General features: G+C 71.6%; 17 protein-coding genes. 11 read left to right on the forward strand and 6 right to left on the reverse strand.

Features of this window, described 5'->3' with window-relative positions:
* Nucleotides 1-70: 70 nt before the first annotated feature.
* The 5 genes from AB0G59_RS28540 to AB0G59_RS28560 all read left to right on the forward strand — a co-directional run bounded on the left by AB0G59_RS28540 (nt 71) and on the right by AB0G59_RS28560 (nt 6,011).
* Nucleotides 71-1,573: an FAD-binding oxidoreductase gene (locus AB0G59_RS28540; RefSeq protein ID WP_360917479.1), complete on the forward strand. Its 1,503-nt coding sequence runs from the start codon at nt 71-73 to the stop codon at nt 1,571-1,573.
* Between the two features lie 44 nt (nt 1,574-1,617).
* Nucleotides 1,618-2,352 (forward strand): class I SAM-dependent methyltransferase, encoded by a 735-nt coding sequence (locus AB0G59_RS28545; RefSeq protein ID WP_360917482.1) that lies wholly within the window; start codon nt 1,618-1,620, stop codon nt 2,350-2,352.
* A complete protein-coding gene (locus AB0G59_RS28550; protein WP_360917485.1) occupies nt 2,345-3,283 on the forward strand; it encodes an NAD(P)-dependent oxidoreductase in 939 nt (312 codons plus the stop codon). The genes AB0G59_RS28545 and AB0G59_RS28550 overlap by 8 nt, the downstream gene beginning before the upstream one ends.
* A 53-nt stretch (nt 3,284-3,336) precedes the next feature.
* Nucleotides 3,337-4,563, forward strand: coding sequence for a class I SAM-dependent methyltransferase (locus tag AB0G59_RS28555; RefSeq protein ID WP_360917526.1), 1,227 nt, complete (start codon nt 3,337-3,339; stop codon nt 4,561-4,563).
* Nucleotides 4,564-4,859: 296 nt separating this feature from the next.
* Nucleotides 4,860-6,011 carry an acyltransferase gene (locus tag AB0G59_RS28560; protein ID WP_360917488.1) on the forward strand — a complete coding sequence of 384 codons (1,152 nt, stop codon included), beginning with the start codon at nt 4,860-4,862 and terminating at the stop codon, nt 6,009-6,011.
* Here the strand turns inward: AB0G59_RS28560 and AB0G59_RS28565 are convergent.
* On the reverse strand, nt 5,939-7,021 hold the full coding sequence (locus tag AB0G59_RS28565) for a LuxR C-terminal-related transcriptional regulator (RefSeq protein ID WP_360917491.1): 1,083 nt from the start codon (nt 7,019-7,021) through the stop codon (nt 5,939-5,941). The two genes, AB0G59_RS28560 and AB0G59_RS28565, sit on opposite strands and share 73 nt — an antisense overlap.
* Nucleotides 7,022-7,140: 119 nt before the next feature.
* Between AB0G59_RS28565 and AB0G59_RS28570 the strand changes: the two genes are divergently transcribed.
* Both AB0G59_RS28570 and AB0G59_RS28575 read left to right on the forward strand, forming a co-directional pair.
* Nucleotides 7,141-7,869: a 2OG-Fe dioxygenase family protein gene (locus tag AB0G59_RS28570; protein WP_360917494.1), complete on the forward strand. Its 729-nt coding sequence runs from the start codon at nt 7,141-7,143 to the stop codon at nt 7,867-7,869.
* Nucleotides 7,866-9,104 carry an ATP-grasp domain-containing protein gene (locus AB0G59_RS28575; RefSeq protein ID WP_360917497.1) on the forward strand — a complete coding sequence of 413 codons (1,239 nt, stop codon included), beginning with the start codon at nt 7,866-7,868 and terminating at the stop codon, nt 9,102-9,104. Before AB0G59_RS28570 ends, AB0G59_RS28575 begins: the two co-directional genes overlap by 4 nt.
* A 58-nt stretch (nt 9,105-9,162) precedes the next feature.
* Here the strand turns inward: AB0G59_RS28575 and AB0G59_RS28580 are convergent, their stop codons facing one another.
* Nucleotides 9,163-10,275, reverse strand: a complete 1,113-nt coding sequence (locus AB0G59_RS28580) for an alpha/beta fold hydrolase (protein WP_360917500.1) — start codon at nt 10,273-10,275, stop codon at nt 9,163-9,165.
* 199 nt (nt 10,276-10,474) lie between these two features.
* On the opposite strand from AB0G59_RS28580, the gene AB0G59_RS28585 reads away from it, so the two are divergent.
* Complete coding sequence (locus AB0G59_RS28585; protein WP_360917503.1) at nt 10,475-11,080, forward strand: TetR/AcrR family transcriptional regulator; 606 nt, start codon at nt 10,475-10,477, stop codon at nt 11,078-11,080.
* Between the two features lie 3 nt (nt 11,081-11,083).
* Here the strand turns inward: AB0G59_RS28585 and AB0G59_RS28590 are convergent, their stop codons facing one another.
* Together AB0G59_RS28590 and AB0G59_RS28595 are read right to left on the reverse strand one after the other, a co-directional pair.
* Nucleotides 11,084-12,160, reverse strand: a complete 1,077-nt coding sequence (locus AB0G59_RS28590) for an NHL repeat-containing protein (RefSeq protein WP_360917506.1) — start codon at nt 12,158-12,160, stop codon at nt 11,084-11,086.
* Nucleotides 12,161-12,268: 108 nt separating this feature from the next.
* Nucleotides 12,269-14,575, reverse strand: coding sequence for an NHL repeat-containing protein (locus tag AB0G59_RS28595; RefSeq protein WP_360917509.1), 2,307 nt, complete (start codon nt 14,573-14,575; stop codon nt 12,269-12,271).
* Nucleotides 14,576-15,059: 484 nt separating this feature from the next.
* On the opposite strand from AB0G59_RS28595, the gene AB0G59_RS28600 reads away from it, so the two are divergent.
* Together AB0G59_RS28600 and AB0G59_RS28605 are read left to right on the forward strand one after the other, a co-directional pair.
* Nucleotides 15,060-15,353 (forward strand): hypothetical protein, encoded by a 294-nt coding sequence (locus tag AB0G59_RS28600; protein WP_360917512.1) that lies wholly within the window; start codon nt 15,060-15,062, stop codon nt 15,351-15,353.
* The gene (locus tag AB0G59_RS28605; RefSeq protein ID WP_360917515.1) at nt 15,350-16,708 is read left to right on the forward strand and encodes a glycosyltransferase; all 1,359 of its coding nucleotides are present in this window, start codon (nt 15,350-15,352) and stop codon (nt 16,706-16,708) included. The genes AB0G59_RS28600 and AB0G59_RS28605 overlap by 4 nt, the downstream gene beginning before the upstream one ends.
* 44 nt (nt 16,709-16,752) lie before the next feature.
* Here AB0G59_RS28605 and AB0G59_RS28610 read toward each other — a convergent pair whose 3' ends face one another.
* Nucleotides 16,753-24,114 carry a LamG-like jellyroll fold domain-containing protein gene (locus AB0G59_RS28610; protein WP_360917518.1) on the reverse strand — a complete coding sequence of 2,454 codons (7,362 nt, stop codon included), beginning with the start codon at nt 24,112-24,114 and terminating at the stop codon, nt 16,753-16,755.
* Between the two features lie 221 nt (nt 24,115-24,335).
* Here AB0G59_RS28610 and AB0G59_RS28615 point away from each other — a divergent pair, with 221 nt between their 5' ends.
* Nucleotides 24,336-24,995, forward strand: coding sequence for an NAD(P)H-dependent oxidoreductase (locus AB0G59_RS28615; RefSeq protein WP_360917521.1), 660 nt, complete (start codon nt 24,336-24,338; stop codon nt 24,993-24,995).
* A 4-nt stretch (nt 24,996-24,999) separates the two neighbouring features.
* On the opposite strand, the gene AB0G59_RS28620 is transcribed toward AB0G59_RS28615, so the two are convergent.
* Nucleotides 25,000-25,506 (reverse strand): nucleoside deaminase, encoded by a 507-nt coding sequence (locus AB0G59_RS28620; protein ID WP_360917524.1) that lies wholly within the window; start codon nt 25,504-25,506, stop codon nt 25,000-25,002.
* Nucleotides 25,507-25,593 lie beyond the last annotated feature (87 nt).

A 25,593-nucleotide genomic window follows, 5' to 3' on the forward strand; every position in this document is an offset into this window, starting at 1 on the left:
CCGGTGCCGCCCCCCCCCCCCCCCCGTCGACCCCCCCCCGGCCCACGCGCTCACCCGTGTTGCCCCCCCGGTGCCGGACGCGGTGGTCGTCGGGCCCGACGACCACCGCTACGGCGAGCTGGTGCGCGGCGACAACTACCGCTTCGTCGGCCGGCCCGACCACGTCGAGCTGGTCCACGACACCGGGCAGGTCGTGGACGCGCTGCGCCGCGCCCTGGCCGACGGCAAGCGGGTCGCCGTGCGCAGCGGCGGACACTGCCCGGAGGCGTTCGTCGCCGACCCCGCGGTCAAGGTCGTCATCGATCTGTCGCTGATGTCGGACGTGTACTTCGACCCGGAGATGGGCGCCGTCGTGATCGAGGCGGGCGCGACCGTCGGCCACGTCTACAAGGCGCTCTACCGGAACTGGGGTGTCACCCTGCCCGCCGGCGTGTGCACCGCGGTCGGCGTGGGCGGCCACATCTCCGGCGGCGGGTACGGCCCGCTGTCGCGGCTGCACGGCCTGGTCGCCGACCACCTGTACGCGGTGGAAGTGGTGCACGTCGATGAGACGGGCACGGTCCGCACCACGATCGCCACCCGTGAGCCGCACGACCCCGACCGGGCGCTGTGGTGGGCGCACACCGGCGGCGGCGGAGGCAACTTCGGCATCGTGACCCGCTTCTGGATGCGCTCCCCGGGCGCGTCGGGCACGGACCCCGGGGAGCTGCTGCCCAAGCCGCCCGCCTCGCTGCTGATCGCGATGGTCACCTGGTCCTGGGAGCAGTGCGACCTCCCGGCGTTCACCAGGATCGTGCGGAACTTCATGGCCTGGCACGTCGCCCACAGCGGCGTCGACTCGCCGTTCGCCGGGCTGTTCGCGTCGCTGTGGGTCAGGCACCGCTCGGGCGGCGGACTGACGATGTTCGTGCAGATGGACTCCACGGCACCCGACGCCGAGGCGAAGCTGGACGCGTTCCTGGCCGCCGTCGACGAGGGGACCGGCGTCACGCCGTTCGTGCTGCGCAACCACCTGCCGTGGCTGACCGCCAGCCGCTACATGGGCCAGGGCGACTCGGGCCCCGTCCTGGGGTCGCGGATCAAGACCAAGGCCGCCTATCTGCGCGACGTCCACACCGACGAGCAGATCGCCACCCTCCACCGGTGGTTCACCGGCGAGGACTACTTCGGGCGCGAATCGCTGATGATGCTCAACGGCTACGGCGGCGCGATCAACGCGGTGGCGCCGGCGGACACCGCGTCGGTGCAGCGCGACTCGGTGATCAAGGCCGCCTACTCGGCGGCCTGGGGCGACCCCGCGGAGGACGAGCGGCACATCGCGTGGCTGCGGGGCCTCTACGGCGAGCTGTACGCCGCGACCGGCGGGGTGCCGGTGCCCGGTGACCTCGCCGACGGGTCCTACATCAACTACCCGGACGTCGACCTCGCCGACCCGGCGCACAACACCTCCGGCGTGCCCTGGCACGAGCTCTATTACAAGGACAACTACCCGGCACTCCAGGCCGTGAAGGCGGCCTGGGACCCCCGCGACGTGTTCCACCACGGCCTGTCGGTGCGACCGCCGTCGTCCTGAGCCGCGCAGCCCGCCCCGTCCACGCTCCGAGCGCAGGAGAACCCATGACATCTTCCTCGTTTTCCTCGGCCCACATACCCGACCGGTACGACTTCGAAAGCATGTACGCGGGCGAGGCGAAGGCGCCGCCCGTCCAGCCCTGGGACATCGGCCGGCCCCAGCCGGCCCTGGTCGCCGTCCACGAGGCGGGGATGGTCCACGGGGACGTCCTCGACGTCGGCTGCGGGCTCGGGGACAACGCGACCTTCCTGGCCGCGCGGGGACACCGCGTCACCGCGGTCGACGTGTCCGAGACCGCGGTGCGGGAGGCACGCCGGCGTGCCGTGGCCAAGGGCGTGGACGTCGACTTCGTCGTCGGCGACGCCACCCGGCTCTCGGGCTATGAGGGCCGCTTCGGCACCGTCCTCGACAGCGCCTGCTACCACTCGCTGGCCGAGGACCAGCGCCGGCCGTACCTCGCCGTGCTGCACGAGGCCTGCCGGCCGGGGGCCCTGCTGCACATGTTCGCCTTCGCCGAGGAACTCGAAGCGCCCTTCCCCGGACCGCACCGGCACAGCGCCCGCAGCCTGCGCGACGTCGTGGGGAGCATCTGGAACGTGGTGTCCGTCGAGGAGGCCGCCTACGCCAGCTCGCTCGGCGTCGACGACATCCGCGCCATGATCAAGTCGGAGTACCCGGACGCCGACCCCGACAGCCACCGGCTCGACGGCCTGGCGCTCGACGAGTTCGGCAAGGCGACGATGCCGGTCTGGCACGTGATCGCCGAGCGCCGTGGCTGAACGCGTCCCGGTCCGCGCCCCGCGACGGTGGCTGGTCCTGGGGGCCGAGGGCCTGCTCGGCTCGGCCGTCGCCGACGTCGCCGGGGCCGACCCCCGGATCGCCTCCGTCGTACGGGCGGGACGCGACCGGGCGGACGTGACCCGGCCCGCCGACGTGGCACGACTGGTCCGCGCCGCACGGCCGGACGTCGTCGTCAACGCCGCCGTCTTCACCGGCGTGGACCCCTGCGAGGCCGACCCGGCCGGCGCGTACGGCGTCAACGCGCTGGGCGCCCGGTGGGTCGCCCGGGCCTGCGCCGATACGGGGGCCCGCTGCGTCTACATCAGCACCGACTACGTCTTCGACGGCACGGGGGAGGGCCCCTACGACGAGAGGGCGGCGCCCCGCCCCGTCCTCACGTACGGAGTGTCCAAGCTCGCGGGGGAGCTCGAGACGCTGCACGCGGACCCCCGGCACCTGGTGGTCCGCACCGCCGCCCTCTTCGGCCCGCCGGCACCCAGCGCCCGCCGCAGGGCCGGCTTCGTCGAACGGATCCTGCGGCGCGCCGCCGCCGGGGAGCGCGCCGACGTGGTGGACACCCTCGTCATGTCGCCCACCTACACCGTGGACCTGGCCCGGACGGTCGTCGAGATGCTGGCCGCCGGCGTCGACGGCGGGCCGTACCACGTGGTCAACGAGGGCAGCGCGACCTGGTACGACCTGGCACGGGCCGCGGTCGTCGGCGCCGGCCTCCCCGCGCTGCCCCGGCCGGCGGCCGGCGCCGGCCCCGCGGGCGGCCCGGCGCGGCCGCCCTCCACCCCGCTCACCTCCGTGCGCCTTCCCCCGCACGTCCGACGGTTGAACCGGCCATGGCAGGACGCCCTCACGGAATTCCTGCGCGAGCACGGGCCGGCCGTCGTGGCCGCCGCCAAGCGCCCGCACCACCACTGAGGGGCCCGCACACCCCCGCAAAGCCACCGAACTGAGGAGCCTTCATGTCCGACATGCCGGTCTGCCGTATCTGTGGCGGCACACTGAGCGAATTCGTCGACCTGGGCGCACAGCCCATGGGCAACGCGTTCGTCTCACCCCAGGACCCCGACGACGACGCCGCGTCCTTCCGCTTCCGGCTCGCCGTCGCCATGTGCGAGGCGTGCACCATGGTCCAGCTGGTCGACGACGTCCAGCACGACCAGATGTTCCACCAGGGCTACCCGTACCGCTCGTCGGGATCGTCCGTCATGCGGGCCCACTTCGAGGCGCTGGCCCGGCGGTTCCTCGCCCAGGACCTGACCGGCACCGACCCGTTCATCGTCGAACTGGGCAGCAACGACGGCATCATGCTGCACACGATCGCCAAGGCCGGCGTGCGCCACCTCGGCGTGGAGCCGTGCGGGGACGTCGCCGAGGTCGGCAGGGCCAACGGCATCCGGGTGCGCAGCGAGTTCTTCGACGAGAACCTCGCGGCCGACGTCCTCGCCCAGGACGGGCCGGCCGACGTCATCTTCGCCGCCAACACCTTCTCGCACATCGACTTCCTGGACTCCATCCTGCGCGGCATCAAGAACCTGCTCGCCCCGGACGGCGTCTTCGTCTTCGAGGACCCGTACTTCGGCGACATCGTCGAACGCGCCTCCTTCGACCAGATCTACGACGAGCACATCTTCTTCTTCACGGCCCGTTCCGTGCGGGACATGGCCGCCCGGTTCGGCCTCGAGCTGGTCGACGTGGAGCTCCTTGCTGTGCACGGGGGCGAGCTGCGCTGCACCCTCGCCCACACCGGCGCGCGACCCGTCAGCCCCGCGGTGACGCAACTGCTGGCCGAGGAGGCCGCGCAGGGACTGACGGAACCGGCCACGCTCTCCCGCTTCGCCGACGCGGTGCGCGACCTCGGCGATTCCCTGGTGACCCTCCTGCGCGAACTGCGCGCACAGGGCAAGCGCGTGGTCGGCTACGGCGCCACCGCCAAGAGCACCACCCTGCTCAACTACTGCGGAATCGGCCCCGACCTGGTCTCCTTCATCAGCGACTCCACCCCCGAAAAGCAGGGGCGGCTCACCCCGGGCACGCATATCCCGATCCGCGGCCCGGAAGCCTTCGCCGACCCCTATCCCGACTACGCGCTGCTGCTCGCCTGGAACCACCAGGAGGAAATCCTCCGCAAGGAGGCCGCATTCCGCGAAGCCGGCGGCAAGTGGATTCACTACGTGCCGGACGTGCGCGTGGAGTGACCCGTACCCGCCGCCCGCGACGCGACGGGATACGACAGCCGCCCGGCATCCGGCGGGCGGCTGCCACGGCGCCATTCCACTTCGGTACGCGTGGTGGTGGCCCGTGGCGATCGACGGTACGGTCTTCGGCATGCCGGACAGCGAAGTCCGCGACTGTCGGAGGGCGTTCATTGCGAAGTACCACCGCCAAGGACAGCGGGCGAGCGGCCGGCACTCCGGGGCGTGAGACGCTTCCGTCCCTGACCGGGGCCCGCTGGGTCGCGGCCTTTCTGGTTTTCGGTCTCCATTTCACGGCAATGCAGCTGGGGACGGACGTCGGCGCCCGTGAGCCCGCTGCGGTCGATCGCGGAATGCACAGCCTGTTCCGCACCGGATTCATCGGTGTGTCGTTCTTCTTCATCCTCAGCGGATTCGTGCTGACCTGGTCCACGCCCCAGGACCGCCCGGCGCGCCACTTCTGGCGGCGGCGGTTCGCGAAGATCTATCCGGTGTACGTCGTCGCCACGCTCCTGGCCGTCGTGCTGTTCTACGTCTCGGCCCGCATCGTGCCCAGTTGGGGCGCCGTCCTGGCGCACGCGTTCATGGCCCAGTCGTGGATTCCGGACCAGTCCTACATCTTCGGCCTCAACCCGGTCATGTGGTCGCTGAGCTGCGAGGCCTTCTTCTACCTGTGCTTCCCGGCACTGCTGGTGCTGCTGTCGCGCGCGAGCACCCGGACCCTGCGCCTCGCCGCCGTCGCCTGCGTGGTGCTGACCGTCGTGGTGCCCGCGCTCGCCGGCCGGGTCCTCACGCTGCGCACGCCCGAGCCGGCGATGGTCGTCTCGCTGGACGGCTTCGACAACCAGTTCATGTACTGGTTCACGTACGTCTTCCCGCCCATGCGCCTGACCGAGTTCGCCCTCGGCATGATCATCGCGCTGCTGGTGCGCAGGAACGCCTGGTCGGGGCCTGGCGTGCCCCTCGCCCTGGCCGTCTGCGCCGTGGGGTTCGTCCTGAACCGGGAACTCGCGCCCTACCTCCAGCGTGCGGCCGGCATGCTCATCCCCTTCGCGCTGCTGATCGCCGCCCTGGCGAGCGCGGACCTCGCCGGGAAGCGGACGCCGTTCGGCGGGCCGCGCATGGTGTTCCTGGGTCAGATCTCCTTCTGCTTCTACGCGGTCCACATGCTGTTCGTGCTGAACACGCGGGACCACCTGCGGCCGTGGCTGGCCGATCTGGGCCTGATCTCCCGGCCGGACCGGGCCCTGCCGGTCTGGGCGAACGCCGGATTCTTCCTCGGCTACCTGTGCGCGGCCGCCCTCGTCGCCTGGATCCTCTACCGGGCCGTCGAACTCCCCATGATGCGGATCATCCGGGGCCGCCGGTCCGGCCCTGATCACAAGGGCGTCGGCGGGCCGGACCGCAGGTCGTCGGAGCGGGTGGCGGTGGCCTCCTCGGAGGGCTCCTGACGGGGCAACACCCCGTTCCGGTGCAGCAGATAGCCCGCGTGCAGACGGTTGCGGGCACCCAGCCGCGTCATGATCTCCGAGATGTGACGCTGACAGGTGCGCTGCGACATGCCCAGACGGCGCGCGATGACCTTGTCCTCGTGGCCGTCCACCAGCAACCGCGCGATGATCTGCTTGAGGTCCTCGGAGACGGCCAGCACCTGCTCCCGCACATAGTCCGTGGGAAAGGGCGAGGCCCCCGTCCAGGCCCGCTCGAAGGCCTCCGCCACGAAGCCGACGACGTTCGGCTCCCGCACCACGACGGCGCCCGGCGCACCCTCCTGGAGGGGAAGCAGCGCCGTGGCCCGGTCGAAGACCAGGGCACGCATGAAGCCGTCGCCGACGGTACGGACCTGTGCGCCCCGCTTCGTCACGTACTCGACGTAGCCGACGGTGTGCCTGCTGAACCGGGCGGTGTGCTGATAGAGGGCGCGCACCCGCACCCCGCGCGCCAGGACCCGCTCCGCGCGGTCGAGCGAGTCCCTGAGCGCCTCCGCGGGCAGCGCGCCGCCCGGCTGCGAGAGCAGGACCTCGCCGGTGGCCTCGGCCGACAGGGCCGCTATCGCCTCGCGGACGGTGTCCGGGCCGGCCAGCACCTCGACGCTGTGCCGGCGCAGCCGGTTCGTCACCCCCTGCTCGTACAGCGGCACCAGCCGCGCCAACTCCTCCCGCACGTCGCCGATGGTCTGCCGGCGCTGCGCCAGGTCCTCGATCAGCGGGGTCAGCAGCAGCATCTCGGCGCTGTCCGGCGGCACCGCCGCGTAGGCGTCCGGCTCACCCGGCGCATGGCGCAACAGCCGCATCCTCAGCAGCCGTTCGACCGCCGCCCGCGCCTCCTTCGGCGCGAGGCCTTGCGCGGCGCAGACGTCCCCCAGCCGGAATTCCAACGTCCGGACGGCGTGCGCGTAGACGCGGTGCTCGATGTCCCCCAGCCGGTCCGGCTCAATCTCCCGTGCGTCCTGCTTTGCCATATTCGTTCATCCCCCATACATATGCATGGCGAGGATACGACGCCCTGGCCGGAGCCGTCCCGGCCCCCTCTGTCGATCATGATGGGCCCGACCAGGACCTGTACGAAGGCAAGGACACCATGACTTCAGTGCCATCGCTCGCGGCGGACCGGCCCGCCGCGTCCCCCGAGCCGCAGCCCTTCGCCCACTTCGGCCCGGACCCGCTGGCCACCGCGCTCGGCCGGATCCCCGCGGCGAGCGTCGAGGAGTTCACCGCCTCCTGGGACGACCTGCCGCCCGACGCCTACCTGGGCACCGACACCCCCTACCGCTTCCGCCGCTACAGCTCCTTCCGGCTGCACGGCGACGGCCTCGAGCGGCTGCCCCACGCCGCGTTCTTCCAGGACAAGGCGGTGAACAAGGTCAACGGCGGAGTGGACCGCCTGTTCGCCCCGATGACCGACGCCGTCGCGAACGGCGCGGCACTGCGCGCGGTCGTCCGCACCCTCCGCGAGCGCCTCCCCGGCCCCGCCGACGGCATCGACACCTGCGGCGTCCACCAGATCCGCGTCACCGCCACCGCGGACGCCGAGGGCCGCCCCGCCCCGGAGGGCGTCCACCAGGACGGACACGCCTACGTCGGCCAGGTGCTGATCCGCCGACAGGACGTGGAGGGCGCCGAGTCCTGCCTCTACGACCTCCAAGGGCAGGCCGTCCACCGGGCGCTGCTCACCGAGCCCTGGGAGGCGATCGTCCTCGACGACCGCCGCGTCCTGCACGACGTCTCGGCGATCCGGCCCGCCGCCGGAGTCGACCGCGGCATCCGGGACATGCTCCTCGTCGACTTCTTCTCCGCCGCCACGGCATGAGCGACCTGGCGCGGACAGAGAGCGCACCGGCCCGCACCGACCGCCCCCACCTGCTGGTCGTCGGCGGCAAGGACTCCGGCTTCGCCTCCCTCGCCGGACTCGACGCCCGCATCACCCTCGTACAGGAACGCGCGAACCTCAGTGAGCTGCAGACACGCCGCGCCGACACCCTCGTCGCGCACGACGCGCTGGGTCCCGGGCTCGCCGAGTCGACCGCCGTCTTCCTGCACGAGCACGGAGCCGCCCCGTTCGACGCCGTGCTCTCCTTCGCCGAGCCGCACCTGCTGACGGCGTCCCGGATCGGCGAGCGCCTGGGCATCGCCCACAACCCCGTCGAGGCCGTGGCCCGCAGCCGGGACAAGGCGCGCATGCGGGACCTGCTCGACGAGCACGGGCTGCCGTCCGTCGCCCACCGCACCTGCCACGGCCCCGCCGACGCCGCCGCCTTCCAGGCCGCCCTGGACGCCCCCGTGATCCTCAAACCCGCCGACGGCTCCGGCAGCCGCGGCGTGGCCCTGGTCCGGGACGCCGACGAGCTGGCCCGCGCCTGGGAGCACGCCTCCGCGGGCGGACTGCCGGTGATCGCCGAGGAATACGCGACCGGACGGGAGGTGAGCGTGGAGACGCTCACCCTCGACGGCGAGCACGAGGTCCTCACCGTCACCGAGAAGATCACCTGCGGCCCGCCCTCCTTCGTCGAGACCGGACACCAGCTGCCCGCGGACCTGGCGCCTGCCGTGACCGAGGCGGTGACGGCCACGGTCACCGGGCTGCTGGACGCACTGGGCCACCGATGGGGACCCGCGCACACCGAGATCATGATCCGGGAGGACGGCACGCCCGTCGTCATCGAGACGCAGACCCGCTTCGGCGGCGACCAGATCTGGCAGATGGTGGAGCTGGTCACCGGGGTCCGCCTGGCGGCGGCCACCGCCGCGGCCATGCTCGACGCCTCCGGTCCCGTACGCGGCGCACCGGCCGCGGGCGGCGCGGCGATCCGTTTCTTCGCCCACGAGAACACGGTCGTGCGCGCCGTGGGCGACCCGGACGCGGCACGGTCGCTGCCGGGCGTGGTGGACGTGCGCGTCTCCGCCCGGCCGGGCCGGCGGCTGGGCCCGCTGACAGGCTCGGGCGCACGGCAGGGATACGTCCTCGCCGTGGGCGACGACCGTCAGGAGGCGGTCGTACGGGCCGAGGCGGCGTACCGCGTGGTGGGCTTCGAGGCCGGAGCGTGAGCGTCCCCTGTCGCCCGGCGACCGCCGGGCGACAGGGGACGGGACGGGATGTCCGTTCCTATCGGGTCTTCGCGGGAGGCGAGACCTGCTGGGAGGCGAACGCCGCCTCCAGGCGGGGAACGAAGTCCACCAGGTCCTGCGCCCAGCAGCCGTAGGTGTGACCGCCCTTGCAGTTGCTGCCCCAGCCGGCGCCGTCGCCGTAGTTGACGTAGTGGTAGGGGTACTTGAGGGCGTCCATGCGTTCCTTGGCGTGTCGGGACGCCGACTCGACCCAGAACTCCGGTTCGGCCGGGTTGCCGGCGCCGGTGCCCGTGTAGATCGAGACGCCCATGCCGGCCAGCGCGTCCATGTGCGCGACCGGGTCCGCCTCGTTCCAGCGCCAGTCCTGCCAGAGAATCGGATAGGGGGTGCCGAAGATCGCGTCGCTGGACACCGGGGGCCCGTAGTTGAGGTTGCAGGTGGGGGCGGACGTGCCGCAGAGCGCGGCGCCGATGTTGGTCAGCGTGGCCACGACGGCGGCGCGCATGACGGCGTGGTTCGTCGAGAGCTCGTTGGCGCCGGAGAGCGAGGCGACCTGGCTGAACAGGTCCGGATGCCGCTGGGCGTAGTGCAGGGCCCCGAAGCCCCCCATCGAGAGGCCGCCGACGGCCCGCGTCCGCTTGGACGCGAGGGTGCGCAGGTTGGCGTCGATGAAGGGGATCACCTGGTTGATGTGGAAGGTCTCCCAGTTCTGCGCCCCGGCGGCGGTCGTCTGGTCGAGCCAGTTGGTGTACCAGCCTCTGCGGCCCCCGTCCGGGATGACCGTGATCATCGACTGGGCCGCGGTCAGCGCGGGGTAGGCCACCATCGGGTTGCCCGGGTCGTCGGACGCGCCGTGCAGGAAGTAGAACACCGGATAGCGCTTGGCGGGCTGGGTCGCGTAGTCCTTGGGCAGCAGGATCCGGATGCGGTGCGGCCCGGAGACCTGGTCCGTCTTCACGGTGATCACGAAATTGGTGGGGGTGCCGGTGGCGGCGCCGACCTGGGTCAGCCCGAAGCCGTCGCTCATCGGCGGCGGGACGGGGTCATCGGCTTGCGCGGACGGCGCGCCCAGCATGAGCAGGGCAGCCGTGACGGCGAGGACCGCCGCCTTCGCGCGCAGGAGCCGGGCGGGTGTCCGGCCGGTACTCATCTCCCGTTCCCGGTGTCGGGTAGGGACGTTGAGGGTAACGAGTGGGGTGCGTGACGGTTCGTCATGCCGAGCACCATAGCCAGCTCTAGAACAATTTTCTATAAGCTTGCTCCACTTCTGTTGCCGCCCGAGCGGATGGACCACCACTTCTGTTCTAGGCTGATCGGCATGCCGAACGGAATCATGAGGGGGACGCACGATGTCTCCTAAGCAGCAACGCGGCGAGGCGACCGTCGACCAGCTCCTGACCGCCGCGCTGCAGGTGTACGCGTCGTCCGGCCAGCAGGGCTTCACCGTCAACGCGGTCACCACGGCCAGCGGGGTGAGCCTCGGCAGCCTCTACCACCACTTCGGCAGCTTCGACGGTCTCGCCGCCGGCCTCTACATCCGCTGCCTCGAGCAGCTGTGCGACACGGTGTTCGCGCCGGTGGGCCGCACGCGCACCGCCCGTACCGGCATCCGCGCGCTCGTCCAGAGCTATCTGCGCTTCACGGTGGAGCGCCGGGACGTCGCCCTGTTCCTCCACGCCTCCGCCTACTCCGGCTATCTCGCCGCCCACGCCGAGGAGATCCGCGCCGCCAAGGCGGCCAAGTTCGAGGCCGTCGCCCAGTGGCTGGGTCCTCGCATCGCCGCCGGCGAGGTGGCGGACCTTCCCGCTCCCATGCTCGAAGTGCTCGTCATGGGACCGATCGAGGAGGCAGCGCGCCGCTGGCTGTCCAGCACCTATGACATCGACCTGAAGCAGGCCGAACGCATCCTCCCCGACCGGATCTGGCGCTCGCTGCGGCCCGATCCGGCGGGGTAGGGGTTACGCACGTCGCGGTGTTCCGCCGCTCACCTTGCGGACCCGGTGGTTGCCGAAGTCGCCGATGTACAGCCCGCCGTCGCCGTCAACCGCGATGCCGAGGGGCTGGTCGAGGCGGGCCAGAAGGGCGGGGCCGCCGTCGCCGTCGTATCCTTTGCTCCCGTCGCCGGCGACCGTGCTGATGATCCCGTCGGCATCGACCCGCCGCACCCGCTCGTTGCCGTAATCGGTGATGTAGAGGTTGTCGTCGCCGTCCACCGCCAGGCACTGCGGCAGGTCGAGGACCGCCGCGGTGGCGGGTCCGCCGTCGCCGCCGAAGCCGATGTCACCGGTACCGGCCACCGTGGTGATGATCCCGTCCGGGGCCACCCTCCGCACCCGGTAGTTGTACCGGTCCGCGATGTAGAGGTTGCCGGCACTGTCGATCGCCAGGGCGTGGGGAAAGTGCAGCGAGGCCGCGGTGGCGGGCCCGCCGTCGCCGCCGAAGCCCTCGGCGCCGTCGCCGGCCACGGTGGCGATGACGCCGTCCGTGCCCACCTTGCGCACCCGGTGGTTGTAGTCGTCCGCGATGTAGAGATTGCCGACGCCGTCGACCACCAGGGCGTGAGGGAAGTTCAGCGAGGCGGCGGTCGCGGGCCCGCCGTCGCCGCCGAACGCGGCGGTTCCGTCGCCGGCCACGGTGGTGATGATCCCGTCGGGGCCCACCCTGCGCACCCGCTGGTTGAAACGGTCCGCGATGTAGAGGTTGCCCCGGCCGTCCAGTGCCACGCCGGCGGGATCCCTGAGACCGGCCGCGGTGGCGGGCCCGCCGTCACCGCCGTACCCCTTGGACCCGTCACCGGCCACGGTGGTGATCACCCCGTCCGGGCCCACCTTGCGCACGCGATGGTTCTGGTAGTCGGCGATGTAGAGGGAACCGGCGCCGTCGAGGGCCACGCCGTAGGGGGAACGAAGACCGGCCGCGGTGGCGGGTCCGCCGTCGCCGCCGAACCCGGCGGTGCCGATGCCGGCCACGGTGGTGATGGTGGTCCCTAAAGCCGATGCTGCCGGCCCCGCGACGTCGTCTTTGGTTGCTGTCACGTCCATAAGCGCCTCTCGCTGGATCGACACGGGTCCCGCCCGGCCGAGGAGGCCGGACGGGACCCTGTGCGCTGTCCTACGAACCTTCGTGCCCGCTGTTCACACCGGTCACAGGACGCGGCCGGTCAGCGGCACGGGTGCGAGGCGGCCGATGACGGCCCGGCCGTCGGTGGACTGGGTGCCCGGTGTCGCGCCCGGCAGGGCCTTGAGCACGATCGTGTGGATCAGGGAGGTCTTGTCCGTGGTGCCGGTGTTCAGGTGCGGGTTGGACTGGATGACGAGCGTCTTGCCGTTGTCCTCGAGGCGGGTGTCGAGGTTCCCCGTGACGTACGGCTTGGTGTTGTAGTAGCCGTAGGAGGCGGCGCCGGTGAACTCGAAACCGGTCGGTGCGGTGATCCGCTGCTCGATGGTGCCGGGGTTGACCGGCTGGTTGTCGAACGAGCGGAACTCCAGGTTGAACTTGGCGGTCTGGCCCGGTGCCGCCGCGGGTACCGACGCCTGCACCACGCGCAGCGCGGTCTCGTCCTGTGCCTTGCTGGTGATCTTGCCGGAGATCTGGACCGGGGTGTGCCGGCCGATGCTGGCCGAGCCGTTGTCGTACTGCCCGGGCAGCGCGTTGATGCGGGCCTGGACGGGGATCGTGTAGATCACCGAGCCGCTGTCGCTGGTGGTGGTGTTGACGTGCGGGTTGGCGGTGATGATCAGGGTCCGGCCGTCGTCCTCGATCCGGTAGTCGAGGCTTCCGGTGACGATGCCGTCGAGGGCCTCGTAGTACGCGTACGTGGGCTGCCCGGCGAAGATGAAGGACGTCGGGGCGGTGAAGCGCTGGACGATGGTGCCAGGGTTGACCGGCTGCCCGGCCGGTGAGGTGTAGCGCATGATGAAGGTGGACCGCTGGCCCGGGGCGACGTCCGGAATCGTGTCCTGATAGATCGTCAATGCCGTCTCGTCCGCGACGGGGGAGGGCACGACGACCGTGACGGGCAGGGCGTACGTGTTGTCCTTCAGGTTCAGGTCCCCGCCGTACTGGATCTCCAGCGTGGACTCGTACGTGCCGGCGGGCGTGTTGTCCGGGGCGATCACCCGGAAGACGCCGTCCAAGGTCCCCTGGTACGGGATGAGCTGCTGTCCGGTGAACGTGCGGGTGAGCCGCCGTCCCGTGCTGCCGGGGCCGCCGACCAGGCCGTCGGCCAGGGTGAGCACCACGGTCACCTGCTGGCCGTCGGCCGTGTTCGGACCGCGGCTCCTGATCCGCGCGCCGAGGTCGAACTCCTGCCCGCGCTGCACCCGGTACGGGCTGACGACCTCTCCGTAGAGGTCGGCGGCCGGCGGGAGCGGCGGGGTCATCTGGGCCACCCCCGTGATGCCGCGGACCCGGTGGTTGTGGGTGTCGGCGACGTACAGGTTGCCGGCCCGGTCCAGCGCGATTCCATAGGGGTAGAAGAGGCGCGTGCCCGCGGCGGGTCCGCCGTCGTCGACATATCCGGCGGTTCCGTTGCCCGCGATGGTGGTGATGTTGCCGTCCGAGGTGACCTTGCGGATCCGGTGGTTGTGGCCGTCGCCGATGTAGAGGTTGCCGGCCTCGTCCAGAGCCAGCCCCCAGGGGTAGTGGAGCCGGGTGCCTATCGCCGGGCCGCCGTCGGAGACGTAGCCGGCGGTGCCATTGCCCGCGACGGTGGTGATGATGCCGTTGGGGGTGACCTTGCGGATGCGGTGGTTGTGCCGGTCGGAGATGTAGACATTGCCGGCGGCGTCCACGGCCAGCCCGATGGGGTAGTAGAGCCGGGTCGCGATGGCCGGGCCGCCGTCGGAGACGTAGCCGGCGGTGCCGTTGCCCGCGATGGTGGTGATGTTGCCGTTGGGGGTGACCTTGCGGATGCGGTGGTTGTTGTAGTCCGCGATGTACAGATTTCCGCCGTGGTCCACAGCCACGGCGTACGGGGTGTGGAGCGGGGTGGCGATGGCGGGTCCGCCGTCGGAGATGTAGCCGGCGTTTCCGTTGCCCGCGACGGTGGTGATGATGCCGTTCGGGGTCACCTTGCGGATCCGGTGGTTGCCGGCGTCGGCGATGTAGAGATTGCCCGCGTCGTCGAGTGTCACGTCGACGGGGCTGTTGAGGCGGGTGGCGACAGCCGGTCCGCCGTCGGAGATGTAGCCGGCGGTTCCGTCACCCGCGATGGTGGTGATGATGCCGTTCGGGGTGACCTTGCGGACCCGGTGGTTGTTGGTGTCGGCGATGTAGAGGTTGCCGTTCTTGTCCATGGCCACGCTGTTGGGGTAGTTGACCCTGGTCAGCGCGCCCGGTCCCCCGTCGGAGATGAACCCGGCCACGCCGTTGCCCGCCACCGTGGCGATGGCGCCTTCGGCCAGGCCCGCGGGCTGCGGCCCGGTTCCGGTGCTCGTTGAGGTGGTCATGCGTGTACTCCTGTCTGATCGGAGGAGGTGCATGGATTCGGCGCCCCCGGCAACGCGCCCTCGCGCGTGAATTCCTTTTCCGTCCGCCATTTAAATGGCGGCGCGCAGAATCGACCGCCCATCGCATTGCAGTGCGAAAGATCGCGCAAAAGCAGGGAAGTTGAAAGGGGTGCATGCCGCTCGTGGCATGGCACGGGGTCCGCCGACGAAGTTAACGCCGGGATCGCGCAACGTGCAATGGGCCTGATTCGGAATGATTGGCCGGATCCCGGCCGTGATCATATTTGCTGGGTGGAAATCCCTTGGTGCGCCTGGAGATCGGGGAATAGCGGCACATGCGCGTTCGGCGCGAAACCACCTCCCGACGCCCCTTTCCGGCCGCCGTGGGGTCTGGTCACCGGCCCTTTCCTGAGCAAGAGTGGTCGGGCTTTCCCCCGCACATACCGGATGCGCTCATTCCCCTGCCCGGAGGTATCTGCTCCCTATGTACACGGGATTCACCTGGCCGCTGCTCGGCGGCATGGCGGCGGCCCGTGGGGGAGGAGGCGCGGCGGCCGGCCGCGGCGCGCTGCTGGCGGTGGTCGGGGCGGCGGCGCTGCCCGTGGGCTTCGCCCTGGGGCGGGAGGTGCAGCGCCGCCTGGCCGGAACGCGGTGGACGGCGCCGGACCCGGGGTGGAGGAGCGGTGCTCCGGCGGTGCCCGGCCCCCGGTATCCGGACCCGGCGATTCCTGTAGGGCCGCCCTCATGGCGGGATCGGACGAGGGAGGTCCACCGGTGAGGCGCGCACTGCTGAAGACCGTCGACACCATCGGCTACGCCGTCATCGGCATGTCCGCGGGCTATCTCGCCCTCGCCATGGGCGCGGGACTCTTCGAACTGCGCCGCCAGAAAGCCGCGTTACGCGTCCAGGGCGACACCGCGTACGGCAGCCCGCACCTCGGCCGCCGCGACCGCCGCCATCTGTACGCCCTCATCCCCTGCCTCAACGAGGAGTCCGTGATCGGCACGACGGTCGCCGGGCTGCTCGGACCGCGCACCACGGTCGTGGTCATCGACGACGGCTCCGACGACGCCACCGGACGGGAAGCCCAACGCGCCGGCGAGGAGGCACGCGCGGCGGGACGGCCGGGCGAGGTCGTCGTGCTGCGCCGCGAGCCGCCGAACGCCCGGCAGGGCAAGGGCGAGGCCCTCAACCACGGCATCGGCCTCATCCGGGAGCGCGTCGCGGCACGCGGCCAGGACCCCGCCGGGACGATCGTGTGCGTGATGGACGCGGACGGCCGGCTCTCGGACCGGGCGCTGAGCCACGTCCTGCCGCTCTTCGACGACCCCCGCGTCGGCGGAGTGCAGCTCGGCGTCCGCATCCGCAACCGCCGCGGAAACTTCCTGACCTGGTTCCAGGACTACCAGTTCTGGGCCATGGCCGCCGTCACCCAGTTCGGCCGCAACCTCACCTCGACCGTCAGCCTCGGCGGCAACGGGCAGTTCACCCGGCTCACCGCGCTCGACGGACTGGGCGAACGCCCCTGGTCGCGGTCGCTGACCGAGGACCTGGACCTGGCCATCAGCCTCGCCGTACGCGGCTGGCGGCTGCGCACCACCGCCCACGCCTCCGTGGACCAGCAGGGAGTGAGCGACCTACGGCGGCTCGTCCGGCAGCGGACCCGCTGGTACCAGGGCCACATGACCGCCATCAGACGGATGGGCGAGATATGGCGCGCGCCCCGGATGCGGCACCTGGCCGCCCTGGAGATGTTCTCCTACCTACTGGTGCCCTGGGTACTGGACCTGCCCTGGTCGATCCTCTTCCAGTACTGCCTGATCTGGTTCGTCCGCAGCCCCAACGTCCAGGTCCTGCACGGCCCGCGCGCCGCCGCGATCAACGCCGGCCGCCTGAAGTGGCCGGCGAACCTGGCCGCCTGGTACCTGCTCACCTTCGCACCCGCCCTCGTCACCTCCTGCGCCTATCTGCGCCGGGACCGGGCCGTGGGCGTCCTGCGGGCCCTGATGCTCGGCCACTCCTTCGTCGTCATGAACTACATGTCGTTCCTCTGCGCCTGGTCCGCTCTCTTCCGCATGGTGCGCGGGCAGACCGGCTGGACCAAGACCACCCGGGAAGCCGAGATGGCGTGAGGCGCCCGGGCCGGGGAAGGACCCCGGCCCGGGCACCCGCGCGATCAGCCCTCCACGCCGTAGTACTGCGCGAGGAAGCCGATCACGTGATCCGCGTGCGGGCTCAGCTCCGGCAGGTGCGTCGCCAGGGCGGTGCGCACCGCCTGGGAGAGCTCGGGCAGTGACGTGGCCGCGCCCTTGACGTACGGGTCGAGGCGGCGGACGAGCTCGTAGTTGCTCTCCACGTCGAGCTGCCGCATCGCCCGCTCCAGGGGCGCGGCGTCGGCGGCCGCCACGGGCGGCAGGAGCCGACTGACGAAGGTGACGCGGTGCATCACCCGCCAGCACGGCGGCTTGCGGTCCGACTGGCGGGCCTGGCGCAGGGCGGCGGCGTTCGGGTCGGTGCCGCCCTCCAGCCAGGCCGGGTCGACGACCTTGTGGAAGAAGGTGTCGAAGTGCTCGGTGTCCTCGCCCAGGTAGAAGCTGAGGAACCGGTACGCGTCCACCTTGCCCGGCGCGTTGACGGGCTTGCCGTCGGCGTCGAAGACCGGCTTGCGGTTGGCGTCGTACTGCTGGACGTTGCCGGACGGCGAGCAGACGACGTTCAGCCCGAACGAGCGGGTGGCCTCCTTGCCGCGCGCCCGCGTGACGGTCATGCCGCCGCCGACCGAGGCGTCCAGCTGGGCGTTGATGCCCACGCCCATGACGTCGAAGGAGGTACCGACGGAGGCGCCCACCGAACCGGACATCGAGTACGAACCTGAAGTCGTCTCGCTGACGACGTCGGTCGTCTCCGTCGTCTCGGCGAAGAACCCGCCGTCCGCCGTCCACACATAGGTGTTGACCAGGTCACGGCGCGAGAAGCCGTCGCCGGTCGCGTTGCCCGCCGTGTCGCGGCCCTTGCCGGGCGCGGTGTCCCCGCCGATCGCGCCGCCGAGGACGCGGCCGGCCCGTTCGGCCGTGGGATCGGGCGTGCCGGTGTCGGTGGAGACCGTCTCGTAGTAGCTGCGCAGCCGCTGCTGGTCACGCTGGATGCGCCGCTTGATCGCGTACGCCTCGCGCGGCTTGTAGTAGCTGTACTCGCCGCGCTCGCGGGCGCCCGCGTAGTCGGGGTCGAGGACCCTGCCGCGCTCGTCGAAGCCGACCGTGCCGTCCAGGGTGCCCTGCTTGGTGTAGCGGGGGTTGAGCGGGAAGGGGACGACGTTCCAGTCCTTGGGGATGTCCGGGTTGGGCTGGATGCGGTAGGCGACCAGGGTGCCGCTGTGCGCCAGCCGCAGCGCGAAGACGTCGGCCGTCTGGGACTGGACGACCGCGAAGCCCGTGTTGACGGGGACGTAGCGGCGACCGACGGAGGGGTTGAGCGGCTTGAGCGGGTCCTCCCAGCTGCCCGACAGATCGACCTTCATGGCCCGGGCGGTGTTCTCGCCCTGCGAGACGGCGGTCTCGTCGGCCCAGCTGTTGGAGAACTCCAGGCTGCCGCGCACGCCCACCGACACCTTGGCCTTCGCCATCGACTTGGCGACGCCGAAGCCCAGCGGTGCGGCGATCATCCACATGTCGACGTCGACCTCGTTGGAGAGGGCGAAGTCGAACGCCGCGTCGACGCTGCGCTCCTTGGCCGACGACAGTGAGTGGACGACCTCCTCCGCCTGGGTGAGCTCCACCGACGCGACGCTGTCGTACGTCGCACGGTCGGGGTCGATCGTGTTGGGTGTGAGGTTCTCCGACGGCACCGGCGGCGCGCCCTCGACGTAGCCGACCAGCTGCGGGTCGAACTGCACCTGGCTGACCCACTCGCTCACCAGGTCGCCGACCTTGTAGCCGGTGACCAGGTACCAGCGGCCGTCCCGCAGATAGCCGTACGCCCGCTTCAGGACGCCGAACGCCTCGCCCTTGGCGGTGTACTGCATGTCCGCGTACTCGGCGACGGCCGGTGCGCCGGAGACCGTCTCGTGGAACGGGGTGCGCATCGCGGCGAGCGCCGAGCGGACCTGCGCGGTGTCGCTGGAGACGGGCGCGGTGGACAGGACGGGGGAGGGACGGCGGGGCGCGTCGTGCAGCGTCAGGTCGTTGCCGCGCAGGCCCTCGTCCCGGACGACGTTCGCCGACTCGTCGGTGGAGGCCCGGTCGAAGGACCAGTAGGCGATCAGGTCCTCCTTCTCGCCCTTGAGGCGGGTGAAGAGGTTGTCGAGCACCTGCTCCTGGGTGCGGGCGGTGCGCCAGATCCGCACCTCCTCGAGGACGCCGTGGAAGGGCTGGTCGGCCTTGCCGTCCTTGAGCCGGGCGCCGAGGGAGAGCTGGGCGTCGCCGTAGCCGGCGAAGTCGTCGCTCTCCAGCGGGTCGCAGGCCACGGAGACGCCGTTGCGGTAGATACGGAAGAGGCTGCCGCGCGGGTCGGGGTTACGGGTCCAGCGGGCACCGCGCAGCCGGGCGGGGTGCGAGCCGGTGGCATCGGCCGCGGTGTTGCCGGCGTTCTCCTCGAAGCGCCAGTGCGCGGTCAGGCCGCGGTCGCGCGCGGAGACGGGCGTGCCGAGCTGCGCCGCGTCGCGGGCCACGCTCCACAGCCGGACCTCGGAGACGACGCCGGTGAAGGAGCGCGTCTCCAGGCCGTCCCGGGCGCGGCCGATGTCGAGCGTGCCGGTGTTGCCCTTGGCGCCGGGCCCCTCGTAGCGGGTGGTGCCGGCCTCGCGGCCGTCGATGAAGAAGCGGATCTCCTGCCACTCCTGGACGTCGACGGACTCCACGAGCTCCACGGTCTGCTTGACGGGCTTGCCGTCGGCACCGGCCGCGGTGATCTCCTTGCTGCCCTTGCGCTCCTGCATCGAGCGGCCGCTCTTGCGGACGACGGCGAGGCGGTGGAACGTTCCCGCGCCGAGGGCCTCGGTGGAGGCGAACCGTACGAGCTTGCCGTCCGGCTCCTCGAAGCCGAACTCCAGCCTGCCGTCGGGCAGGACGAGCAGCCGGTACGGGACGCTGCCGCCCGCGCCGTCGGCGGTACGGCCCTTGGAGAGCAGGCCCTGCACCGTGCCGAGGGCGTCGACGCGGCAGAAGACCTCGACGGTGAGGTCGCCGGGGATGTCGAGCGCGTCGTTGTCGGGCGCCTCCGCGTACGCGCCGTCGGCGAGCTCGACCGCCCACGACTGCTCGTAGGCGGCGGCCAGATGGGTCCACTCGCGCAGGGGGAAGGACGCGCGGGTGGCGGTGAGGCGGTTGCCGACGGCGGCGACGATGCGGTAGCCGGCCTCGCCCTCGGCGAGCGCGTCAGGGGCGGGCACCGTGACGAAGCCCTTGCGGAACGCGGCGTTGCGGCCCTTGGGCGAACGGTCGGCGACGCCCGGCTTCCCGGCCACCTGCGGCGCCGGGTCGGCGTAGGGCCAGTAGCCCTCCAGGCCCGGCTCGTCACCGGTGAGCCGCTTGTTCATCCGGTCGCGGACCTCGGCGGCGGTGCGCGCGGTGCGCCACAGCCGGACCTCGTCCATGTCGACACGCGCGTAGTCGGGGATCCAGCCGGCGAAGGAGCTGCCGAAGCTGAAGAGCCCGTTCCCCCGGTAGTGGCCGCCTGCGATCCGCCGGGCGACCTCCTCGCCGTCCCGGTAGATCATCTGTTCACGGGTGGCCGTGCGGTAGGTGCACGCCCAGTGGTGCCAGCCGGTGTCCGTGTACTTCTGCGGCGTGTCGAGGTCGTCGGCGTAGAACGCGAAAGTGAAGACGCCGTCCTTGCGGAAGCCGATGTGCAGCGAGCGACGGTCCTCACCGGTGCCGTCGGTGCCGTGACCGACGACGATCTGCGGAATCCCCTGCGGAGGCGTGGGGCGCCGGGCCCAGAACTCCACCGTGAAGTCGGTGTCCGCCAGGTCGACGGAGGTCTCGGTCATGCCGATGGCGCCCTTGCCGTCGAACGACAGCGCCGGTGTGACGGGCGGGGCGGGCGGAGCCAGCAGGCCCAACACGAAGGGGCTGTCGCCGGTGTTGGCGTGGACGACGCGGGCCGCTCCTCGCACCCGCTCCGGGTTGACCCACGCTTCCATGGTCAGGTCGCCGGTGACGGTGGCGCGGTCCAGCCCCTGCTCCATGGACACGACGCTCTGCCGCCCGTCGAAGGCGTACGCCCGGCCCGGCTTGTCCGCGCGCCAGCGGGGGCCGTGGCCGGTGACGAGGTCGGGCACGGCGCCGAGCGGCACCTCCTGCGCCTTGCCCGGGTCGACGACCAGGAGCCGGGACCCGGCGGACAGCGGCACACCGGGGCGGTTGCTCCCGGCCTGCTGCGCGTAGTCGTACGCCTGGCCCGCCGCGCCGTTGACGATGGCGGCGAAGTCGGCGGCCCGGCGCGGCAGGCGCCGCCAGATCTCGCTCTCCTTGCCGCGCCGGATCGTCAGCTCGCACAGCCCGGCGTCGCCGACGTCCATGATGAGGATGTCCAGGCCGGCGAGGTCGGTGCCCGCGTCGCGGGCGGCGAAGGTCATCGCGGTGCCGTCGGGGCCCGCGAGCTGCCGGGTGGCGCGGGAGACGAGGGTGTCGTAGTACGTGGCGAAGAACTGCCCGTTGGCGCCGCGGAAGTACAGCACGACGCTGCCCGTGGCGCTGTCCAGCAAGTACGGGCGGTCGGCGCCGCGGGCGAACTCCAGCAGGGCGCCGGAGCAGCTGAGCCCGGTCCGGTCGACGGAGAGCTGCGGCATCGGCAGGGCGATGTCGTCGGCGCCCTTGAGGCCGCCGGTGAGACGGGCGAGCTCCTCGCGCTTGGCGGTCAGCTCGGCCTGGATGACGGCCAGCTCGCGCTGAAGATGGTTGATCTTCTCCTGGCCGGCGTCGGCCTCGCGCAGGCGGGCCTCGGCGAGCGCGAGGCGGTCGTGCTGGCTCTGGATCTCGGAGTCGTACCCGCGGGGCCGCAGCCGCTCCATGACGACCGCCCCCTCGCCGCTGGAGGTGACCGTGCCGAGGTCGTACTGGACCACCCGGTCGCGGTTGATGCGGTCGATGGCGCTGATGGCCTTGCCGCTGTAGCGGTTGACGAGGGCCGTGTGGCCGTTGCCGAGGTCGCGGACGGTGAAGTGGCTGTTCCAGCCTCTGATGTTGCGGCCCCACAGGACCAGCTCGGCGCCGTTGTCCCGGCTCTCGTCGCGGACGTGCACGTCGAGCTCGCCCGCCTCGTTCATCATGAAGAAGAGGGGGTAGCCGTCGTGGGTGCCGCCGTGCTCGACGAAGTGCCACACGGCGGTGGCGTCGTCCTTGTTCGTGGTCCTGACCAGCGGGGCCCCGTTCTCGAGGCGGCCCGTCACCGCGAGGTAGAGATCCTGGCCGTCGCGCTGCTGTGTGAACCGCACGCGCCAGAACCACGCCAGCGGGTTGTTGTCCAGCCGGGCCTTGAGCGCGTCGCGCTCCTCGCGCGCCTGCTGGGCGTCCGCGGTCTGCGGCGCCAGCCGCGCGATCTCGGTCTCCTTGACCGCGGCCTTCTGGTCCAGCTCCCGCACCTGGGCGTCCAGCCGGCTGATCGCCTCGACGTCCCCGCTGGCCTCCGGCGCCGCCAGCACCGGCAGCGCCAGCTCGTCCGGCACCTGGGCGAGGCGGCCGTCGCGCCCGACGCCGAAGTCGACGGTCGCCGCGTAGGCCTCGTCGGTGGTGGCGCCGGTCTTCGGGTCGGGGCCGGAGGTGGCGTACGACAGGAGCACGCGCGCCTGGCGCTTGGCCGGCTTGGGCTCCTGCCCGTAGCCGACGGCGGTCTCCTCCTGCTGGTGGTACAGGACGGCGGACAGGCCGGAGACGGTCTTCCGGCCGGCGACGGCGAAGCTGTCGCGACGCACGCCCGGGTGGTCGCCGATGGGCGCCTCGGAAGTGACCCACTTCGGGTCGCCGACGAGCTCGCCGTGGCGGGCGCGGTCGGTCTGGTCGTGCAGGCGGGTGCCGGAACCCTCGTCGAAGCGGTAGTACGCGACGAGGCCGGGGTCGTTGCCGATGAGGCGGACGCCCTTGTCGCGCTTCAGCTCGTCGGAGGTGCGGGCGCGGTCCCAGATCCGTACCTCGTCCAGCTCGGCGCGGGCGCCCTGGCCGAGGGCGCGGCCCAGCAGCAGGGGGCCCGTCCCGGCGTAGTCGCCGCCGGTGGTGCGGCTGCCGGCCTCCTCGCCGTCGCGGTAGACGGTCTGCCGGCGTGCCTTGCGGTCGTAGACGCAGGCCCAGTGGTGCCAGGCGGTGTCCGCGACCGGACTGTCGGAGTTGAGGTCGTCGGCGTAGAAGGCGAAGGTGAAGCGGTCGTCCTCACGGAAGCCGATGTGCAGGGACTTGAGCGGGCTGCCCGACTCGTCTCCGTGGCCGACCAGGAACTCCTGACGGCCCGTCGCCGTGCGCCGCGCCCAGAACTCGACGGTGAAGTCGCGGCCCGCCAGCTCCGGCCCCTCCGGGACGCGCACGTGGGCGTCGCCCTCGCCGAAGGCCAGCGCGGTCTCCGCGTGCCCGTCCGTGCTCACCACGGGCACGAGCGGCTGCCCGGTGAACGGGCAGGTGCCGGGCCCGCTCTCGTACACCGCGTCGCGGTACGCGGCGTCGGGGCTGGTCCATGCCTGGGTGCCCTGGAGGTTGAACAGCCCGTCGCGGCCCTGCTCGACGTTGAAGGAGTCGATGCGGCCGGTGGCGTCGTTGTGCGCGAAGATCTGCCAGCGCTGCTGCCCGTGCACGGCGGTGGGGACGAGCAGCGCGGCGAAGCGACCGCCGGAGAGGCTGCGCACGAACGACAGTTCCTGGGTCGGCTCGTGGAAGGCGCGGCCTTCCATGTCCGTGGTGCCCAGGCTGTCCTTGGCCGAGTCGGGGCGACTCTTGTGCCGGCTGCGGCGGTAGCGGGCCTCGAGGACCGGCTTCAGCTCGCCGCCCACCAGCAGGAAGCGGTCGCAGAGCAGGGTGTCGGCGACGAGGGGCACCTTCGCGCCCGCGCCGTCCTTGGCGTAGTCCGTACGGTCCGGGTCGCCGGAGGAGGCGCCGCCGGCCAGCTTGTGGACCGCGTCGGGGTGATCGGCGCCCACGGACTGGCGCAGCACGACGATGTGGGTGCCGTCGGACAGGGCGTGGAAGGGGGCGAGGGCGGTGAGCCTGGCCGTCGTGGACAGGAAGGGGTCCACCTCGTCCTCGTCCAGCCGCTCGCCGGACGCCGCCTCCACTCTGCCACCGCGCTTGACGGCCGGCAGCGCGGTGGCGCCGACGGCCGCGAAGCCCACGTCGGTGATCTCGGAGGGGAAGCGCAGCGGGAGGGGGTTCTCCGACCAGTAGGCGGCGTCGAGTTCTCCCTTGCTCTCGTCGTGCCGCGCCAGGTCCAGGACGGTGTAGACGAGGCGCCGCCGGTCGTCCATGGCCAGGGCCACCGTGGTGCCCTGATGGCGCACGGTGGTGGTGTGGACGTAGGGGCGGTCGCTGTAGACCTTCAGTAAGTGCTGCTCGCCGGACAAGAAACGTCTCCTTGAAAACGCCGTGTGGGTAGAGCGGGAGACCCCCGCTGACCTGCGCCGCTCCCCCGTTCGCAAGCGCGGCGATCACACGATTTACCGGCGGGAATTCCCCGTCAAGGAACGGATCGCGCCAGGGCGTCCGGAAATGGGATGCCGGGGCCTTCCGTGCGGTGGCGGCGGCCGGGCGGAGCGGTCAGGATGAGGCCGAGGAGGTGGGTGCCATGGCGGTCGCCGGTGAGGACGGTGCCGTGCGGGTGCTGGTCTTCGGGGCGGCGATGCGCGGGGATTCCCTCAACGCGCGCCTGGCCGGGCTCGTGACGCGGCTCGTCCGTGGCGCGGGTGCCGCCGCGGACCTGGCCCATATGAGGGAATTCGCCATGCCGGTCTACGACGGAGACGCCGAGGCGGCCGAAGGCATCCCGGCGGGGGCGCTCGCGCTGAGCGAGCGGATCGCGGCGTGCGATGCCTTCGTCATCTCCTCCCCGGAGTACAACGCCTCCGTGCCGGGCGTGCTGAAGAACGCCATCGACTGGGTCTCCCGCGTCCAGCCCCAGCCCTTCAAGGACAAGCACGCCCTGCTGGTCTCCGCGTCGCCCTCCCTCGTCGGCGGCAACCGCGGACTGTGGGCCCTGCGGGTCCCCCTCGAACACCTGGGCACGCGGGTCTACCCCGACATGTTCAGCCTCGCCAGGGCCCACGAGGGCTTCACCGACACCGGCGACCTCTCCGACCCGGGACTCCACACCCGCCTGGAGGAATCGGTCGCCTCGTTCCTCCGCCTGGTCGAAGCGGACACCCGCTACGTATGCCTGCGGCGCCGCTGGTACGAGTTCCTCGGCGACTGCACCGACGCTCCGGTGACCCAGCGCCAACAGGACTGAGGTCTCAGCCGCGCTCGTCGCGGGGGGCGCCGGCCACGCGGCGTTCGCCGCCGTTGCGCCGCTGCCAGGCCCGGTAGACCTCGACCGCTGCGTCGCGGGCCTCGTAGCGCATGGGCAGGCGCCGCTCGGTGTAGTCCTTGGCGAACTCGTCGTAGAAGGTGTCGAGCTCGAAGTACTTGCGGTCGTCGACGTAGTGCGGCTCGTAGGCGTCGCGCGTGGTGAGGAAGACGACCTCGTCCGGCGAGCAGTAGTAGAGGGACCCCAGGCACATCGGGCAGGGGTGGGCCAGGACGTAGATGGTGGTGCCCGTCAGATGTTCGGTGCCCAGCTTCACGCATGCCTCACGGATGGCGAGGATTTCCGCGTGTGCGGTCGGGTCGTTCGTCTGGGCGACCTTGTTCGGGCTCTCGGCCAGGATCTCGCCGTCCTTGACGATGACGGTCGCGAACGGCCGGCCGCCCTCTTCGACGTTGCGGCGGGCGATGTCGATGGTGCGCTGTGCGAAGTCCATGAGGAGTCCTCCGGGAGGGATAGGGGGTGGGGGTCGACAGGACCGTCACACCGCCGGCCAGCGCCAGCGAGCACTCGCCGTTGCGCA

The sequence above is a fragment of the Streptomyces sp. NPDC021096 genome (assembly GCF_040641275.1).
Classification (GTDB): domain Bacteria; phylum Actinomycetota; class Actinomycetes; order Streptomycetales; family Streptomycetaceae; genus Streptomyces.

Excerpts from the sequence above, each read along its gene's own strand:
- AB0G59_RS28545 (WP_360917482.1), top strand. The coding sequence starts at position 1,618 with ATGACATCTTCCTCGTTTTCCTCGGCCCACATACCCGACCGGTACGAC.
- AB0G59_RS28555 (WP_360917526.1), top strand. The coding sequence starts at position 3,337 with ATGCCGGTCTGCCGTATCTGTGGCGGCACACTGAGCGAATTCGTCGAC.
- AB0G59_RS28560 (WP_360917488.1), top strand. The coding sequence starts at position 4,860 with ATGCAGCTGGGGACGGACGTCGGCGCCCGTGAGCCCGCTGCGGTCGAT.
- AB0G59_RS28565 (WP_360917491.1), bottom strand. The coding sequence starts at position 7,021 with ATGGCAAAGCAGGACGCACGGGAGATTGAGCCGGACCGGCTGGGGGAC.
- AB0G59_RS28570 (WP_360917494.1), top strand. The coding sequence starts at position 7,141 with ATGACTTCAGTGCCATCGCTCGCGGCGGACCGGCCCGCCGCGTCCCCC.
- AB0G59_RS28575 (WP_360917497.1), top strand. The coding sequence starts at position 7,866 with ATGAGCGACCTGGCGCGGACAGAGAGCGCACCGGCCCGCACCGACCGC.
- AB0G59_RS28580 (WP_360917500.1), bottom strand. The coding sequence starts at position 10,275 with ATGAGTACCGGCCGGACACCCGCCCGGCTCCTGCGCGCGAAGGCGGCG.
- AB0G59_RS28585 (WP_360917503.1), top strand. The coding sequence starts at position 10,475 with ATGTCTCCTAAGCAGCAACGCGGCGAGGCGACCGTCGACCAGCTCCTG.
- AB0G59_RS28595 (WP_360917509.1), bottom strand. The coding sequence starts at position 14,575 with ATGACCACCTCAACGAGCACCGGAACCGGGCCGCAGCCCGCGGGCCTG.
- AB0G59_RS28600 (WP_360917512.1), top strand. The coding sequence starts at position 15,060 with ATGTACACGGGATTCACCTGGCCGCTGCTCGGCGGCATGGCGGCGGCC.
- AB0G59_RS28615 (WP_360917521.1), top strand. The coding sequence starts at position 24,336 with ATGGCGGTCGCCGGTGAGGACGGTGCCGTGCGGGTGCTGGTCTTCGGG.
- AB0G59_RS28620 (WP_360917524.1), bottom strand. The coding sequence starts at position 25,506 with ATGGACTTCGCACAGCGCACCATCGACATCGCCCGCCGCAACGTCGAA.